This window comes from Bartonella birtlesii IBS 325, assembly GCF_000273375.1.
GTDB classification, from domain to species: Bacteria; Pseudomonadota; Alphaproteobacteria; order Rhizobiales; family Rhizobiaceae; genus Bartonella; species Bartonella birtlesii.
Genome location: NZ_CM001557.1, coordinates 1,048,848 through 1,066,898 on the forward strand (window position 1 = coordinate 1,048,848; position 18,051 = coordinate 1,066,898).

At 37.1% G+C, this 18,051-nt stretch carries 15 protein-coding genes and 3 pseudogenes; 9 read left to right on the plus strand and 9 right to left on the minus strand.

The genetic code is table 11. From position 1 onward, the window contains the following. Window positions 1–95: 95 nt before the first annotated feature. Entirely contained in the window at window positions 96–344 is a 249-nt protein-coding gene (gene rpsR / locus QWU_RS05130) for a 30S ribosomal protein S18 (protein WP_006589286.1), read from the minus strand. Then, the gene (gene rpsF / locus QWU_RS05135) at window positions 344–751 is read right to left on the minus strand and encodes a 30S ribosomal protein S6 (RefSeq protein WP_006589287.1); all 408 of its coding nucleotides are present in this window, start codon (window positions 749–751) and stop codon (window positions 344–346) included. Before rpsF ends, rpsR begins: the two co-directional genes overlap by 1 nt. Window positions 752–1,097: 346 nt before the next feature. On the opposite strand from rpsF, the gene QWU_RS05140 reads away from it, so the two are divergent. From QWU_RS05140 to gmk, 7 genes and pseudogenes are all read left to right on the plus strand, one after another. Next, entirely contained in the window at window positions 1,098–1,685 is a 588-nt protein-coding gene (locus QWU_RS05140; RefSeq protein WP_017196340.1) for an undecaprenyl-diphosphatase, read from the plus strand. 78 nt (window positions 1,686–1,763) lie between these two features. Then, on the plus strand, window positions 1,764–2,708 hold the full coding sequence (gene fabD / locus QWU_RS05145; RefSeq protein ID WP_006589289.1) for an ACP S-malonyltransferase: 945 nt from the start codon (window positions 1,764–1,766) through the stop codon (window positions 2,706–2,708). Between the two features lie 20 nt (window positions 2,709–2,728). Continuing rightward, window positions 2,729–3,466, plus strand: coding sequence for a 3-oxoacyl-[acyl-carrier-protein] reductase (gene fabG, locus QWU_RS05150; protein WP_006589290.1), 738 nt, complete (start codon window positions 2,729–2,731; stop codon window positions 3,464–3,466). A gap of 269 nt (window positions 3,467–3,735) precedes the next feature. After that, window positions 3,736–3,972 (plus strand): acyl carrier protein, encoded by a 237-nt coding sequence (locus tag QWU_RS05155; RefSeq protein WP_004860281.1) that lies wholly within the window; start codon window positions 3,736–3,738, stop codon window positions 3,970–3,972. A 108-nt stretch (window positions 3,973–4,080) separates the two neighbouring features. Beyond that, window positions 4,081–5,343 (plus strand): beta-ketoacyl-ACP synthase II, encoded by a 1,263-nt coding sequence (gene fabF / locus QWU_RS05165; RefSeq protein WP_017196342.1) that lies wholly within the window; start codon window positions 4,081–4,083, stop codon window positions 5,341–5,343. Between the two features lie 97 nt (window positions 5,344–5,440). Then, entirely contained in the window at window positions 5,441–6,550 is a 1,110-nt protein-coding gene (gene mltG / locus QWU_RS05170; protein ID WP_006589292.1) for an endolytic transglycosylase MltG, read from the plus strand. Between the two features lie 57 nt (window positions 6,551–6,607). Then, window positions 6,608–7,272, plus strand: a pseudogene (gene gmk / locus QWU_RS09180) (guanylate kinase). Between the two features lie 47 nt (window positions 7,273–7,319). Here the strand turns inward: gmk and rsmA are convergent. The 6 genes and pseudogenes from rsmA to lptF form a co-directional block, all read right to left on the minus strand. Further along, the gene (rsmA, locus tag QWU_RS05180) at window positions 7,320–8,150 is read right to left on the minus strand and encodes a 16S rRNA (adenine(1518)-N(6)/adenine(1519)-N(6))-dimethyltransferase RsmA (protein ID WP_006589294.1); all 831 of its coding nucleotides are present in this window, start codon (window positions 8,148–8,150) and stop codon (window positions 7,320–7,322) included. Next, window positions 8,141–9,154, minus strand: a complete 1,014-nt coding sequence (pdxA, locus tag QWU_RS05185; RefSeq protein WP_006589295.1) for a 4-hydroxythreonine-4-phosphate dehydrogenase PdxA — start codon at window positions 9,152–9,154, stop codon at window positions 8,141–8,143. Before pdxA ends, rsmA begins: the two co-directional genes overlap by 10 nt. Beyond that, window positions 9,154–10,110, minus strand: coding sequence for a SurA N-terminal domain-containing protein (locus QWU_RS05190; RefSeq protein WP_006589296.1), 957 nt, complete (start codon window positions 10,108–10,110; stop codon window positions 9,154–9,156). Before QWU_RS05190 ends, pdxA begins: the two co-directional genes overlap by 1 nt. Window positions 10,111–10,220: 110 nt before the next feature. Next, window positions 10,221–12,577 (minus strand): annotated as a pseudogene (locus QWU_RS09185) (LPS-assembly protein LptD). Beyond that, window positions 12,578–13,668: pseudogene (gene lptG / locus QWU_RS09190) on the minus strand (LPS export ABC transporter permease LptG). Beyond that, window positions 13,665–14,855: an LPS export ABC transporter permease LptF gene (gene lptF / locus QWU_RS05205; RefSeq protein WP_006589299.1), complete on the minus strand. Its 1,191-nt coding sequence runs from the start codon at window positions 14,853–14,855 to the stop codon at window positions 13,665–13,667. Before lptF ends, lptG begins: the two are co-directional and overlap by 4 nt. Window positions 14,856–15,267: 412 nt before the next feature. On the opposite strand from lptF, the gene QWU_RS05210 reads away from it, so the two are divergent. Beyond that, window positions 15,268–15,714: a DNA polymerase III subunit chi gene (locus QWU_RS05210; protein ID WP_017196345.1), complete on the plus strand. Its 447-nt coding sequence runs from the start codon at window positions 15,268–15,270 to the stop codon at window positions 15,712–15,714. Window positions 15,715–15,869: 155 nt separating this feature from the next. Beyond that, window positions 15,870–16,133 (plus strand): hypothetical protein, encoded by a 264-nt coding sequence (locus QWU_RS05215; protein WP_026017306.1) that lies wholly within the window; start codon window positions 15,870–15,872, stop codon window positions 16,131–16,133. Here QWU_RS05215 and QWU_RS05220 read toward each other — a convergent pair. Then, window positions 16,130–17,419, minus strand: coding sequence for an MFS transporter (locus QWU_RS05220; RefSeq protein ID WP_006589302.1), 1,290 nt, complete (start codon window positions 17,417–17,419; stop codon window positions 16,130–16,132). The genes QWU_RS05215 and QWU_RS05220 overlap by 4 nt on opposite strands. Between the last annotated feature and the right edge of the window lie 632 nt (window positions 17,420–18,051).

Sequence of the window (18,051 nt, forward strand, 5' to 3'; positions counted from 1 at the left end):
TTATATCTTAATACAGGCATATAATTAATATATGGTTAGATCATACAAGGGAAAGCAACTGAGGAATTTCCCCAGCTGCATAGTTCACAGAGAGTTTACCTTATAACATATGGAAGTAAACCTAGAAAACGAGCACGTTTAATGGCATTAGCTAACTCACGCTGTTTTTTTTGGCTAACGGCGGTGATTCGCGAAGGGACGATTTTCCCACGTTCTGAAATATAACGCTGCAACAATTTGACATCTTTATAATCAATTTTGGGAGCATTTGCACCTGAAAACGGACATGTTTTACGACGTCGGTGGAAAGGACGACGTGCTGCAGCTTGATTAATATCGTTCATCATTCTACTCCTTCTATGGCATCTTCACGTTGACGACGTGGGGAGCGAGATCGTTCTTCATCTTGACCAATGTGAGCATTACGATCAAGCCGTGAGAGTACAACAGATTTCTCTGTTTCATGTTTTTCTACACGAATGGTCATATAACGCAGAATATCTTCATTGATGCGCATCTGACGCTCAACTTCAGCAATTGCCGTAGCTGGCGCATCAATATTAACCAGCACATAATAAGCCTTACGGTTTTTGCGGATACGGTATGCGAGGGGCCGAAGGCCCCAATTTTCTACGCGCCCAACTTTTCCACCATGCACTTCAATGACACCTTTGTAGAGGCTCAAAAGTTCATCAATTTGCTGTGGAGCAATGTCCTGTCGGGCAAGGAACACATGTTCATAAAGAGCCATTGTTTTGCCTTTCTTCAATTAAACTTTACCGGTTTCAGCGCAAAGCCTCTGCAACTTGTCTTTTTTGGAAAACCAAAGAAGAAAGGACACGTTTACAATTCGAGACATTCGAGAGCGGAGATACAGGAAGCCGAAAACATTATGTTTTCTACTAGTCAATTTCCAGTCTTCCTTTCAATCTCCAGCTAAAGTGCCGGCAACAAACGCCTAGTATTTACAGCTTATCTTTAAAAATAGCAAGTTTATGCGCATAAAAAAATTAATTTATTGAATTTTGATATATTTTTCATATCACTTTTTTACAAAGAAACGATGCTTTAAAGCTATAAATATAAAGGAGAGAAAAATGGATTTTTTCAACCAGATTGACGTTGCGCTTTTTCAAATGCTTGCTGGCAATCATCAATCTTGGTCGGTTTTAGTGTTGTTTAGTATTTTTTGTGCAAAGTTTTTGATTTATGTCATTCCACTACATCTTTGTGCGTTGTGGTTTTGCGGTGAAATTATAGAACGGCGTGTGGCGCTAAGTATTTGCGTGAGCATTTGTATGGCTCTTTTTATAGGTTATCTTATTTCTCTTATTTATTTTCATCCACGCCCATTTGTTATGGGGTTGACAATACCACTGATTAAGCATCGTCCAACTGCTTCTTTTCCGAGTAATCACGCTTTGACTATCGCATCTTATGTGGCGAATCTTTACTTCTACCGATACAAAGTTGCATCTCAGTTTGCGGCAGTTCTTTTATGTCTAATTTGTTGGGCACGCGTATTCGTTGGTATACATTATCCCTTTGATGTTTTAGTGGGTACGTTTTTAGGAGGTTTTATCGGTTATGCTGTTATTCAGTTTATGGTACCGTATTTTCCTAAGTTTTTATATCAAATTCCACCATTAAAGTATAACTTTAAGAGAGGTATTCGTTCCAAATAAGATAGTTTGTCTTAATTTGTGTTAATGAATAAGATCATAAAAAAATAATTTAATGGCACAATTTTTAGGAGTGGATAGATGGTGGCAGCTTTTATTTTTCCAGGGCAGGGAAGTCAGCTTGTTGGTATGGGTAAAGCGCTTACAGAGCAATTTTCTGCAGCACAGATGGTTTTTGAGGAAGTCGATGAGGCTTTAGGTGAAAAGTTATCAAAGATCATTTTTGAAGGACCAGCAGATGTTTTGACGCTAACAGCAAATGCGCAACCAGCATTAATGGCTGTATCCATGGCTGTTATTCGTGTGATGGAACAATTGGGGCTGAATATAGAGGAGAAGGTGAAATTTGTTGCAGGTCATTCTTTGGGAGAATATTCGGCTCTTTGTTCTGCTGGTATGTTTAGTCTTACTGATACGGCAAAGCTTTTGCGCATTCGTGGAAATGCTATGCAAGCCGCTGTTGCTGTTGGTGAAGGTTCTATGGCAGCACTGATTGGTTTGAGTGAGAAAGATGTAGAAGAAATTTGTGAAACCGTTTCTGAAGAAGGACAATGTCAAATCGCTAATGATAATGGTGGTGGGCAAATTGTTATTTCAGGTAAAGCAAAAGCGGTAGAGATAGCAGTAGGGATTGCGTCTCAAAAAGGTGCTAAACGTGCACTTCTTCTTCCGGTTTCTGCACCTTTCCATTCAACCTTAATGCAGCCTGCCGCTGTTGCCATGAAGAAAGCACTTTTGACTGTTAACAAAAGGGCTCCTCTTGTTCCTCTCATTGCCAATGTTTCTGTTGCACCAGAGAGTGATCCAGAGCGTATTATTACGCTTCTTGTTGAACAAGTGACAGGAAGAGTGCGATGGCGTGAAACAATAGAGTGGATTAGTGCCAATGGGGTTGATACGCTTTTTGAAGTTGGTTCTGGAAAAGTATTAACAGGTTTAACGCGTCGTATTAACAAAGACATCAAGGGATTAACAATTGGAACAGTTAGAGAAATAGAAACAGCATTACAGGTACTTGATGTTTAATTTATAAGGAGTCTAAAAAGATGTTTAAGTTAACAGGTCGTAAAGCTCTTATAACGGGGGCTTCGGGAGGAATCGGTGAGGCAATAGCGCGTTGTTTTCACGCGCAAGGAGCAATTGTTGGGTTACATGGAACGCGTGAAGACAAGTTAAGAGAAGTAGCTACAGATTTAGGACAAAATGTTTTTGTATTTCCCGCTAATCTTTCTGACCGTCAATCTATTAAGCAATTGGCTGAAATAGCAGAAAAAGAAATGAATGGTGTTGATATATTGGTTAACAATGCAGGAATCACTCGAGATGGTCTTTTTGTACGTATGCAAGATCAAGACTGGGATGATGTTTTAGCAATCAATCTCACAGCTGCTTCTACTTTGACACGTGAATTAACACATTCTATGATGCGGCGTCGTTATGGAAGAATTATTAACATAACATCTGTCGTTGGTGTTGTTGGAAATCCTGGGCAAACAAATTATTGTGCTGCAAAAGCTGGTTTGATAGGCTTTTCTAAAGCATTAGCACAAGAAATTGCCTCACGGAACATAACGGTTAATTGTATTGCTCCAGGATTCATTAAATCTGCTATGACCGAAAAACTTAATGAGAAACAAAAAGAAACTATTATGGCTGCGATTCCAATGAAGCGCATGGGGAATGGAGAAGAAATAGCTTTTTCTGCTGTTTATTTAGCGAGTGATGAAGCGGCATATGTAACGGGTCAAACACTACATATCAATGGCGGGATGGCAATGATCTGAGTATTTGCTTTATTGCACATTGATTTATAAGTCGTATTATTTTAGATAGTAACGAATGAAATGGGCAGATGTGTCTATTTCTCTAAAAGTTGTAGGTTAATCAATTTATATCGGATTGTCAGGCTATCGGATTTTTTTATTTTGTAGGGGATATCCACAGAATGTTTTAAATCGCTGCTAAAATCTTTTAGAGCAATGCATCTATTGCTTGATTGGATAAGCCGATATAGCTAACCAAATTATAGGAAAATAAATTTGAGGATTTCAACATGAGTGATACAGTAGAGCGCGTTAAGAAAATTATCGTAGAGCATCTTGGAGTTAATGCAGATAAGGTCGTGGAAAATGCGAGCTTTATCGATGATCTAGGAGCAGATAGCCTTGATACGGTTGAGCTTGTTATGGCTTTTGAAGAAGAATTCGGTGTCGAAATCCCAGATGAGGCCGCTGAGACGATCTTCACAGTAGGTGATGCAGTGAAATTTATTGATAAAGCTTCTGCGTGAAATTGAAAGGCAAAAGCGTAAAATGCTTTTGCTTTTGCTTTTGCTTTTGGAGGACTATTTTAAGAAGAGAGCTTTGAGAGATAAATCTCAATCCAAGGTTTTAAAATTATGAGACGTGTTGTTGTTACTGGTTTAGGGTTAGTATCTCCATTAGCTGGTGATGTTGAATATAGTTGGAAGCACCTTCTTGAGGGGAAAAGTGGTGTTCGGCGCATTACTGAATTTGATGTGTCGGATTTGCCGTGCCAGATTGCTGCTCGTATTCCATTGGGTGACGGAACAGACGGTACATATAATGCTAATTTATATATGGATCCCAAGGAACAGCGCAAGGTTGATGCATTTATTGTTTACGCAATGGCTGCTGCTGGTCAAGCACTTGCAGATGCTGAGTGGTTTCCCAACAGTGAGGAAGATCAGGTTTGCACGGGTGTATTGATTGGTTCGGGAATTGGTGGCGTTGAAGGTATTGTTGAGGCTGGTTATACGCTTCGTGACAAAGGTCCAAGGCGTGTTTCTCCTTTTTTTATTCCAGGACGTTTAATTAATCTTGCTTCTGGCTATGTGTCTATTAAGTATGGTTTGCGCGGCCCCAATCATTCAGTTGTAACGGCTTGTTCAACAGGAGCGCACGCCATTGGTGATGCAGCACGTTTAATTGCATTGGGGGATGCAGATGTTATGGTGGCAGGGGGAACTGAGTCTCCGATAAATCGAATATCTCTTGCTGGCTTTTCTGCTTGTAGAGCGCTTTCTACTTGTCGTAATGATGACCCTGAACGTGCTTCACGTCCTTATGATGCTGATCGTGATGGTTTTGTAATGGGTGAGGGAGCAGCAGTTGTCATTTTAGAAGAGCTTGAACATGCAAAAAAACGCGGTGCTCGCATTTATGCTGAGATTATTGGTTATGGTTTATCTGGAGATGCTTACCACATTACTGCTCCTTCAGAAAGTGGTGAAGGTGCACAGCGTAGCATGATAGCTGCTCTTAAGCGTGCTCAAGTGAATGTAAGCGAACTTGATTATATTAATGCTCACGGCACTTCAACGATGGCTGATGTCATAGAGTTGAAAGCTGTTGAGCGCGTTTTAGGGCATTATGCACCACAAGTATCTATGTCATCAACAAAGTCATCTGTGGGGCATTTACTTGGTGCTGCTGGTGCAGCTGAGGCTATTTTTTGTATTCTAGCGATACGAGATAATATTGCTCCCGCAACACTTAATCTTGATAATCCATCAATCGAAACGAAAATTGATCTTGTTCCGTATAAACCGCGTGAACGAAAAATTGATACGATTCTTTCCAATTCTTTCGGCTTTGGTGGGACAAATGCGTCTTTAGTAATGCGGCGTTTTGAAAAATAAGAAATTGTTTGTTTTTTTTGTGTTTTCTACTTTATTATAAAATTATAAGTGAGAAGATTATAATTATAATACTTAAAATTTAGTGAGGGTGATAGTTGTGTCCGGTGTGAAAAATAGAAGACCACTAAAGGACGTAAAGGATTCCTCTTTGGATCATAGAGTAGATAATAATGGTATGTTAGCACATAAGATACGAAAGAAATCGTTTATTGTACGTAATCCGTTGGTTATTCTCGGTCATTTTTTTTTGATGCTGATTGTAGTTATTATTTTAGCCATAAGCATTCCTCTTTATATCGGCAAAACTATTTTTGAAGGAAAGGGGATGGCTGAAGAGGAACAAGTTGTTCTTATCTATCCTAGGATAGGAATCCGTGAAATTGCTTCACTCCTTGAAAAACGTGGTCTCATTCGATCATCTGATATTTTTGTTTATGGAGTTGGTTATCACCAAAAAACAACACATCTGAAAGCTGGTGAATATTTAATTCCAGCGCATGCTTCGATGCGGGATATTATGGATATCCTTGTGAAAGGAAAATCTATTGAATATACGTTTACAGTGCCAGAAGGCTTGACGGTTCAACAAGTTTTCGATCGATTGGCTGCCAATGAAATTTTAATTGGAGATCTTCCAAAAGCTTTACCTCCAGAAGGCAGTTTGATGACAGATACTGTTCGTTTTATTCGGGGAACAACGCGTAAAGAAATTATAAACAGATTGCGTGAAGGACAGACAAAATTAATTCATGCTATATGGGCTACGCGTTCACCTGATTTACCAATAAAATCCATTGATGAATTTGTTATATTGGCATCAATTGTTGAAAAAGAGACAGGAATTGCTTCTGAGCGACCAAAGGTTGCAGCGGTGTTTTATAACCGTCTTGCAAAGCATATGCGTCTTCAATCTGATCCAACCGTTATTTATGGCCTTTTTGGTGGAAAAGGGATACCACCCGGTCGCGCAATTTACCGCTCAGATCTTGAGAAAGAGACACCATATAACACTTATAAAATTAATGGTTTACCACCAACAGCTATTGCGAATCCAGGTCGTGATTCTTTGAAAGCAGTGGCACATTCGCCAAGCAGTGATGTACTCTATTTTGTCGCTGATGGTTCTGGAGGGCATGTCTTTTCTAGAACTTTAGAGGAACATAATATGAATGTTCGCAAATGGCGTGCATTAAAAGCAACGCATTAATTTGGGTGATTGTAGAAAACGTGTTATTAAAGTTTTGAAGAGAAGTAGAACAGTATGATGACATTCTTTGGGAATGAATTGGCTACTAAAAAAAGGAATAAACGTCGCGGTTTTTTATTTATTCTCTCTTCGCCTTCAGGAGCTGGTAAATCAACCCTTTCTCGCTTACTTTTAAAAGAGGGACAATTAGAGCTCTCCATCAGTATGACAACACGGCAAAGACGTCCTAGTGAAGTGAATGGTCTTCATTATCATTTTATTTCAAAAAAAGAGTTTGAACGCAAACGTGATGGTGATGAGTTTATTGAATGGGCAGAAGTGCATGGAAATTATTACGGCACTTTACGTGAAAGCGTTGAAGATGCTTTGAGTGTTGGCCGAGACATGTTATTTGATATTGATTACCAAGGCACAAAGCAGCTACAAAAAAAATGCTAGGAGATACTGTATCTGTTTTTATTCTTCCACCATCAATGAAAGAGCTCGTTTCACGTTTACATCGTCGAGCAGAAGATAATCAAGATACCATTGATTTACGATTAGAGAATGCACGGACGGAAATACAGCATTGGCATTTTTATGATTATGTCGTTATTAATAAAGATTTAAATCAATCTTTGTCGCTTATTAAATCGATTTATTTAGCCGAAACAGTAAAACGTGAGCGGTGCTCCTTTCTTGAATCTTTCATTGATGGACTTATTGCTGAAAAGATTGATTAATATTCTTATTGTTTTGAAAAGGAATAGTGAGCAAAAAGTTATGCTGTTTAAATCACCAAATTAGCTAAAGCCACAAATTCGGCAATTGAAAGTGTTTCAGCACGGCGTGTTCCATCGATTCCAGCTTTTTTTAAAAGCATTTCATCTCCAAGTGTTTTAAGATTTTGACGAAGCATTTTTCGTCTTTGTCCAAAAGCGGTTTTTGTGACAAAGCTTAATTTTTGTGCGGAGCAGGTAAGAGGTTGTGTTCGCGGAATGATATGAACAACGGAAGAAGTTATTTTGGGTGCTGGTATAAAGGCTTGAGGAGGCACATCAAAAGCAATTTTAGCAGTGGTACGCCATCCGGTTAAGACACTAAGACGTCCATAGTGGGCTGATTGAGGTTTTGCGATAATGCGGTTGGCAACTTCACGTTGAAACATCAATGTCATTGATTCATAAAAAGGAGGCCATGGTTCAGCCAACAACCAATTTAATAAAAGTTGTGTTCCAATATTATAGGGAAGATTTGCAATAATGCGTGGTTTTTCTGGATATGTTTCAAAGAGTTTTGAAAAATCTTGCTTTAGTGCGTCATTACAAATAAGTTTTAGTTTTTGAGGATAGTGCTGTTCTATCTCTAAAAGAGCTGGTATACAACGTTCATCACGTTCTATCGCTGTGACAATGGCACCTTTTGCAAGCAAGGCACGAGTCAGCCCCCCAGGACCAGGGCCAACTTCAATAACAGGTTTTCCTTCTATATTTCCTGCTTGATGAGCAATTTTAGATGTTAAATTAAGATCAAAAAGAAAATTTTGGCCAAAAGATTTATGAGCTTGTAATCTATATTTATTAATTACTTCACGAAGAGGAGGAAGATCATCTATTGGCATGGTATCAAACTATTTTTTGCAAGTTGGCTTGCAAGTTTAAGAGCAGAAATAAAGCTTTCAGGAGAGGCTATTCCTTTATCAGCAATATCAAAAGCAGTTCCGTGATCTGGTGAAGTACGAATAAATGGAAGTCCTAAAGTGATATTGACAGTGGTATCAAAGTCCAATGTCTTAACAGGAATGAGGGCTTGGTCGTGATACATGCAAAGGGCAACATCATATGCCTGTCTTGCTCTTTCATGGAACATTGTATCGGCAGGCAGTGGACCTACAATATTGAACCCTTTATTTTTAAGATATTCAACAGCAGGAAGGATAATTTCAATATCTTCTTTACCCATTGCCCCTTCTTCTCCAGCATGAGGATTAAGGCCAGCAATAGCGAGACGAGGAGAAGTTATTTTAAATCGCATTCTTAAGTCGTTTTCAGTAATTAATGCTGTTTGAATAATTAAATCGCGAGTGACATGTGAGGGGACTTCATTGAATGGAATATGAACAGTAATGGGAACTGTTTTTAATCGAGGTCCAGATAACATCATAACCGGATGATAGCATTTATCGAAGATTGTGTAGGCCAAATCAGCTAAGAATTCTGTATGACCTGGAAATTTAAACCCAGCGTCGTAAAGGCTTTTTTTTGCAATAGGGCAAGTAACGAGTGCGCACGCATGTCTATCTCGAATCAACTGAACGCTGCGTTTAATCGCTTCAATTATTCCAGCAGCATTGTCCGGTGAAGGCGAGCCTAGTTGATCGCTTTGTCGGTTTTTTAATGGTATTATAGGGAGAGCAGTTTGAAAGTTTTTTACAGGATTATTTATTAAAACAGATTCTACTTCAACATCTATATGTAAAAAACGAGCGCGCGAACGAATAACGTCTGGATCAGCAAAAAGAGCAAAAGGTGGAACTTGACGTGTAACACGCAAACTCCACGCTTTCAATACTATTTCAGGACCAATGCCGGCAGGATCACCACCACTAACAATAAGTGCAGCCATTATGAGTTTTGAATACGCGCTACCCGCCGCAATTCTTCTAAATATTTTTCACTTAATTTTTCAAGTTTTTGCGAGCTTTTTTGTTTATTATCTTGAAGAGAAAATATTAGCCGTGCCACGTAATCATCAGAAACTCTTTTTATTTTGCAGACAGCTACTGCCTCAATTCCATCAGATGTTTCCTGAAAATGAGTCATTTTTCCCACAGGTGTTGCAAGGATAGCTTGCTCCCACGAACTAGGAAGCTGGGGTTCAAGAAATTTTCCCAAGTGGCGAATTGTAACATCTAAGATACCTCTTGCCTGATTGTGAGCATTCACACACCCACGGAAATGTGCACGGAAGTTATTGGCTTCTCTTTGGCGTCTTTCAAGAATTTCTGCACGGCGATGTGCAGGAATAACAAAAATAATTCGCTGTAGTGTATATTCATTTGTTGAAGGCTTTACTCCACCATTTTTTAATATTCTGCGTACAGCTTCTTGCTCGGTAATCATACCCGCTTCAGTTTGATAGCGTGCATTAACAAGACGCCCCCATCCCATTTGTCCACGGATGTAATCTTTAAAGTGCTGTATTGTTATATCATTTTGAATCAGAATCTGATTAAGTTGATCAATAGTCATATTATTTTGTATTGCAAAATTTTCAAAAGCTTTATCAACTTCATCATTGCTTACCTCAATATTTCGACGCTTAATTTCAATATTTTTGAGAACTTCATTGATAAGCTCATTTTTAGCTTGCAGGGTAAGATTGCCTTGTTTTTGTTGCAATCTTAGAAAAGCTGCACGTCTTTGAATATCATAATTTGTGATGGGTTTACCATTGACTGTGACAACAATGCTCGTTTGTGCAAAGACCGGTGAAATTAAAAATCCACTTACCAGTAGGTTGCTCACACTCAAAGGTGCAATACAAAACAAAGTAAGAATACGCTTTTTCAATTTATTCATGTAAATAGGCCTTCGCATTGTTTATTAATTTTCATCAATTCCTCAAAATATACGTTTTTTTTATAAAAACAATAATAAGTTAAATTGCCTCTACATTCTCCTTATAAACTTTAGTTTATCTTTTTTCCAATGTCTGCAATTGTACGCAATGAAAGAGAGAAATTAAAGTTTTGTAGAGGTGTTTTTTTCCTGGATCAGTTATTTGCTGATAACCAAATGTTAGTCCAAAACATTCATCTGTATAGTTCAAGCTGATTCCTCGTTTTGTGAATGTTCCAGATACTAAATCATAACCGGCATTGCTGTTAACAGACCAATAGTTAGCTAGTTTTATGCCCGTTTGAAACGAAATTTCTTGGCGCTCTTGTGGATGTTCATAATCTGGTTGATTTGCAATGTAAGCATATTGCACTGCTCCCCAAAAATTTTTCCATTTCTGTGCTACTTCGATTTCGTTGCGACGAATTTTTCCTGTCTTTTTATCAAAACGTCCACGAGATTCTAAGGAAAAGCCGTTTTTATTATTTGTACCAAACATTGCCACATAGTCTGAACGTGTTGCCTCTAAGCTAGAATGAATGCCTACGTTAACAAAGTCCTTTTCTGCAAAAGAATTTTTTCCTGCAAGATGAAAGGATTGTCCAACAAGGCCATAAAAAGACCAGTTATTGTTGAAATCTCCAGAATATCTTAAGCCTATATTGGCTCTTGTTCCACCTTCTATACGGTCATAACCAGAGAATTTATCACGTTGAAAGAGGGTGGTTGCATCAAATATGAAGCTTTGCGCGTCTTCATTAGGGATTTGTCCTATATAGCGTTCATTATTTCGTATAAAAATTTGTGCCGTTGGTTCTATAATATGTGTAGAATTTGCCGATGTAATGAGGAACGGATAGCGTAATTCTAAGCCAGCAGTTGCCATGCCACGAACTGTTAAACTACGAAAAGTGGATGAGAAATCATTTGGGATATGAACAGTATTATTTTCGTGCATATTTGTGGAAATAATATCAGCACGTAAAGAAAGAAGAGGAGCTAGTATCAGCCCACTGCGCATATAGAGACGTTTTTTCCACTCTAGTTCATTTGTTAAACGAAAACTATTTCCTGCAATACCAGAAATCCTAACAGTGTTGAGAGGATTCCCATTCCAGTTAGTAGAACTAAAATCAGTATGACGACGATAAATTGATTGCATATTGCTATGAAAAGTAAGCTCTCCATGATAAATTGATTTGGCTGGGGTAAAAAAGTAATCAATGCGGGGAAGAACCCACGCTTGCCGAGAATGACGTTCATGAGGATCATCCAAGATCAAATCTTGAACTTTGAAATGATAAAAACGCATATCAAAATAATTTTTCCCAGCCAGACCATTCAAATAAAGTTGAGAAAGTTGCGTGGGATTATTATAGTTCTCGAGTTTATAAGCACGACTAAAATGTCGATCAGATTGTGAAAAAATATCCCATCCGTAAGCCCAGTGTGAATTAATACGAAAATCTCCTTTTGTTGCAAACATATAACGATTTTTATGCTGTGCATCAATTGTATCATTGTTAAAGTTGCGCGGTTTCATTTGGTATATATGAGCAAAGCGAATGTTATAATTGCCTGTTTTAAAACGTTGACGCCATTCAGCTTCTGTTAAAAGTCCTTGTTGTGTATAGAGGGTCGAAGAAAATGTAAAATCATAATAAGGTGCGAGATTCCAAAAGTAAGAATTTTTTATACCCATGCCAAGATAATCGGCATAAAAAAAGCGAGGAGCAAGGAAACCGCTTGCACGTTTCACCGTTGGATCATTAAGTTCAAAAGTTGGAAAGTGTAGAATTGGTACACCAAAAATTTCAAAATAACTATTTTCAAAGCGAATTTTTTTAGTAACATTATTCCATATGATCTTTCTTGCTTTAATCCTCCATATAACTTCTCTATCTGGTTTATAAGAGCAAGGTTCACAGGCTGTGTAAGTGGCATTATCGAAGACTGTTATTTGACTGTTGTTACGTGTAGCACTTGCTGCTGCAAAATGAATGTTGTTAGCGGTATCAATGCGTAAAGCCTTTACAAATCCTTCACCGAAGTCTTTAGTCATATCAATTTGGTTAGAATAAATTCTGTTACCATCTTTTTGAATAACTTCAACATTTCCTTGCGCTATGATTCGCCCTGTTTTTTGATTGTAAGTGACTTTTTGAGCGACGACCTTATTGCCATCATATTCGATTTGGACATTGCCTTGTGCGGAAACAGTATTTTCATCACGGTTGTAGATAAGTTCATTTGCAGAGAGCAAGAGAGGACTTACCGGATTTTGGATGCGACTTTGAGCAAAAAAAGGAGAGCCATTGGCATTTACAGAACAAGATAAAGATATAATTAAGATACAGCCCATAATATTTTTCAAAGTAAGGGGACTTAATTTTGCCAAAATCACTTTTTTACTTATTAATACGTTCACTTAGCCATCCTCTTTATGCAGTAAAAAAGAGATTCCTAAAAATAATGCAATAATAACTGGTGTCCAAGCTGCAATAATTGGTGGAATATATCCAGCGTTACCAAAAGCCTGAACAAGTACAGAAATAACATAAAGCATGAATCCAGCGAGTACACCACCAAGAATTAACATTCCAGATTGCCCAAAGCGGGTGAAATTTAAAGAAACAGTTGCTGCAATAAGAGTCATCGCCACAAGCAATGCGGGTAATGCAATCAAAGATTGTAAATACATATCAAAACTATTGGCAGAATAGCCAAATGAACGTGCAATCATAATTTTTTTGGGCAATTGGTAAAATGGGATAGTTGCTGGATTTGCTAAACGTTCAGTTAAAAATTCAGGCTTTAAATTAGTTTTTATTTGAAATGTCGTAAATTTTTCAGGAGGATGTCCTATTTTGTAGATAGTTCCATCTGTTAACAACCAAGCGCCATTTGTTAATGTTGCTTTTTTTGTATTAATCCAATTTTTAACTGTTGCATTATCATTGTATTGTACAAAGGTTGCGTCAAGAAGAGAGAGTCCTTGATCGGTAACAGATTTAGCACCAATGGTTGTTCTATCTGAAATGGTGCGTTGTGTTAACCATGGGATACGTGTATTATGAAGAGGTGTTAGTACATTATTATTACGCCACTCAGTTATCATTTTTTCTGCGTGAGAAAATCCCCATGCAGCAAGAGGATTAATAAGGAAAATAGAAAATAATCCCAAAAGAAAAGCTCCCAAACAGGCTGGCATAAGAAATTGCCATGCAGAAACACCAATAGAGCGGGTCACAACAAGCTCAAGCTTTCGATTAAGCGAGATCAACATTACCATTGCAGAAAAGAGTGTAATAAAAGGAATAAGTTGTTGCATGATAAAAGGGATGCGTAAAGCAGAGATGAAAAAAGCATCTTTTGCCGTATAATGAGGAAGGTGGGAAAGTCGGCTAGAGTTTTCTGTAAAGTCGATCAAAAGAGCAAGAATAAAAATACCCCAAAAAAATAACAGATTGTTTTAAGATAACGTGTAAAGAAATATTGTCCAAGCGTCCATCCAATCATGATATTTTATCCGTGGGATATTGAGATTTTCGGTGGACAAATTTGCTTTTCACTTTTTGAAAAATGATTTGAAGACTCTCGTTAAGTTTTGTGGGGATACCAATTGTATGATTGGTCAAAAGCATGAAAGAAACCAAAGCACTCATTCCTATAGGAGTTATATAAAGAAGAGGAACATATGCAAGATCACTCTTTGCTTTTTCAGCAAAAAAATATCCCATCCAATAAACAAGTAAAGAAAAAGCAATCGCAGAGAAATTTACAGAATTACGTGCTTGTCGATATGAGCGCGTATCTCCTGATACTGCTAATGCAATGAGTGAAAAAACAACAGGATAGAGCCATTCTGTAAGTCTGCGGTGAAATTCAGCTTTATATTGGAGTGGTTTCCTTTGATAATAGGGGTCTTTAGGGTTAGGGCTTAGTAAATAAAGAAGAGGTTGATCTTTTGGATAAAGTGTAGGTGTTTTATCGTTGGGGATAAATTCACCCAAGCTAAAGGTATAAGAGCTGAATTGAACAATTGAAACGCTGTCATTTTGATGATTGATTCTTTCTATTTCGCCGTTATTGAGAACAAGAAAATTACCACTTTTATTGCTAACAATTGATGCATTTGTTGCATAATAAAAAAGATCATTTTTAGGATCACGTTGATCAGCAATGAAGAGACGCTCAAGGGTTCCGTTTGGATTTCGTTCACCAATTTCTATGTAAAGATTGTTGGCAAGTTTTTGGAAACTTCCTTCACTGATAAAAAGATTAATAAGATCAACATGGGCACTTGCTAGCATTTGTCGCATGTTAAGGCGTGCTTGAGGAACAACAAAATTGGCTATAAAAAAGGAAAGACATGATGCAACAATAGCAAGAAGAAGAATTGGTCTCCACATAGTACTTTTAGGAAAACCAGAGGCGCTGATGATGGCAAGCTCTGAATCTTGATTCATCGCCGAAAGGGTATTTGTAATTGCGATTACTAATGCAAATGGAATAACAAGAAAAATAACAGGGGGAACTAATGAGAGTGAAAACTGCAAGACTGTTAGGAGCGTTTGTCTACTTGTTGTAAGAAAGTTTATTCGTGCAAGAATTTGTACTGTCCAGCTGATACCAACTGCTGCAATCATGACAGCACTAAATAAGATAAGAACACGTTTTAGAATGTACAATTCAATAATACGCATAAATAGGGTAACATCCTCATGTCTTTAATCTAGAAACAAGTATTCTACACTGCCTTAAATGAAAAATATAACCAAAATTTAAAATATTTTATATCTTTTGCATATTATTTATAAAATAAAGAATGTAGAATTATGAAATAATTTCAACCCATTGTGCCATACATTATATTTTATTTTTAGCGATAGATTATAGAGAAGTAAGAAAATAAGCTGATATAAATCTTTTGTTGTACGCAAGAAATGATAATTTGTTTTTTTTCTCTCTTTAGTGCATATGAAAAAACAAGTAATGCATATTGCTAAGAAAAGAGGGAGCATTATATTTTTGACCAGTTCTTTTTATGATGGAGATGGTAGACATTTCTCCTCAAATATATTGATTTTTTTATAAAGAGCGATGAGGGCTAAGAGGGTGGATATTTTATTCTATCATTTGACGCAATCAACGCTGGGGGATATTTTGCCAACGTTGGTGGAACGTGCATTAATCCGTTTTGGTAAGGTCACAATACAATGTGTGAGTAGAGAACAACGCGATGCTATAGACATGCGTTTATGGACCTATTCTGATGAAGCATTTATTGGACATGGGACAGAGTGTGATCAATATCCAAATTTGCAACCTGTTTTTCTGACCACAGGACAGGAAAATCCGAATGATTCCAAGATACGTTTTCTCATAGAGGGAGCTGTTTGCTCGGATATTGAGGCTTATCAACGGCTTGTCGTGATATTTGATGGTCAAAACGATGAACAGTTGAATTTTGCTCGGGTGCAGTGGAAAAAATATAAAATGAAAAATCATAACTTAACTTATTGGCAGCAGACTGAAGATCGCAGTTGGGAAAAGCAGGGTTGATGTGTGTCGCGCCTGTTATTTTTATAAGATTGATAAGAATAATGAATCCAACATTCTTTATCGCGGAAGGATTAGAAGGAAGATCGTTGGTTTTTATCATGACTTTCTTTTAAGGGACTAAAAATATGGCTTATAATCAAAAAATAACGGTAATAATGATTGTTGATCGAATTTTGCTTGTTTTGTGGGCTGTTATGTTAGCTTTTTTTTGCGTTTCATGGTTAGGTACAACGCACATTTTATCGGGAATATTTCCGGCTGCTTATATGAGCAATATCGCAGATATGTTATTTTTTGTTTTGAGTGCACTGTTTGCTGGAATATTGTGGTTGAGTATACCTCAACCAATGTCTTGGAAAATGAAACTGGCGGCATTTATGCCGCCAACGCTCATTTTACTCCTTTTTATCACATTTTAGTTGGAGATTTCATCTTCCGTAAATCCCACAAAGCAAATCAGTGAAATAAAAGAAGCAAGGAGCAAATAATAACCAATATAAGAAGTATCAAAATTTTGCACCAAATATTCGGCAATATAAGGTGCAAGAGAGGCACCTACGATCCCAGACAAATTAAACGTTATAGAAGAACCCGTGTATCGAATTGCTGTTGGATATGGCGAAGCCAAAACAGCACCAAGAGGACTATAGATCATCCCCATGATCGACAAACCAATGATAGACATGGCAAGAATTCCTATAATTCCAGAATTTAGAAAATAAGGAATTGCGAAAGAATAGATACCGGTAATTATTGTGACAAAAATCATCAAAGTCCTACGCTTAATACGATCAGCAAGTTTTCCGGTTATAACGGTAAAAATTCCACAGAAAATAGCACCAATCATTTCTACTTGGAGAGCCTGATGATATGGTAATTCCAGGTGATTTGTTGAATAGCTTAATAAATATGCCGTGACCAAATAAAATAAAACAAATGTTGCCATACCAGCAAATATTCCAAGAAATAGGATTCGCGGACATTTTAAAAAGACATCAATTATAGGAATTTTAACACGTTCTTTACTTTCAAGATTTTTTTTGAATTGAACTGTTTCATTGATTGAAAGACGAACCCACAATCCTACAATCATAAAAATGATTGAGGCAATAAAGGGAATACGCCATCCCCACGCTAAAAGTTCAGCGTGATCAAGAAAGTGCAACAAACCTAAATAAACTATAATAGATAAAAATAAACCAATTGGAACGCCCAATTGTGGAAACATTGCATACCATCCGCGTTTTTCTGGAGGAGCATTTTCTGTTGCAAGTAAAACGGCTCCACCCCATTCTCCTCCTAATCCCATTCCTTGTCCAATACGGCACAGGGTTAAGAAAAAAGGCGCCCACCAACCAGCTGTTTCATAGGTGGGAAGCAGGCCAATGATAACGGTTGATAGACCCATTGTAAGAAGGGAAGCAATAAGTGTTACTTTCCTTCCAATTTTATCTCCAAAATGTCCAAAAAGAATTGATCCAAAGGGACGCGCAAAAAAAGCTGCTCCAAAGATTAGAAAAGATTGCAAAATGGCAAGTTGGTCATTTTGCGTTGGGAAAAACACATGAGGAAATATAAGGGCTGCAGCAGTTGCAAAAACATAAAAATCAAAGAATTCAATTGTGGGACCAATAAGACTTGCAAATAAAATTCGGCGAGGAGAATTTCTTTTGCTTATATCCTTTATTTCTGAGTTTATAGACATGAATAAAATGTCCCTTTCAGTATATAACAAATCAAATTACAAAATTGAACTACTATAATTATAAAAATTTCAGATCAGTGTCGAGTCAGTATTATTATTCTGCTCTTCGTAATAAACAATGATTATCGAATGAGGAGCATGTTCAAATGCCTATATGTAGACATTTTTGCAATGTCATAAAAAATAGAAATATATTTCTATAAACGCTGCAATCTCTTTAATTTCATATTTTTGTTTTCTTTAAAATATGGATATTGGGGGGCCTATTTAGAGGTTAATCTAATTTTTGAGATCAATGTTGAGCATCTTAAAAATCTTTTTATAGATGCAATAAAAACACTTTTTAGGCGTATTAATAAAATATTTTCACCATTTATTATGTAAGCATTTAAAAACATATACTGCAGTGCTCAGTGAGTCAGAGTTTGGTGTATTGAATGATTCTCATACGGATATGTAATCTTAATGATAGGATATTGGGTAGTTATTGTTTGGTATTTTTATTATGCACTTTTTTCACGGTGCAGAATTTTCTTCTTTGTGCTTTTTATTAAAAACATCTGATGAGATCAGAGAAAATATTTGGGACAATTATAACAACTTTAGGTTGAAAATATATTTTGTAGAGCTAA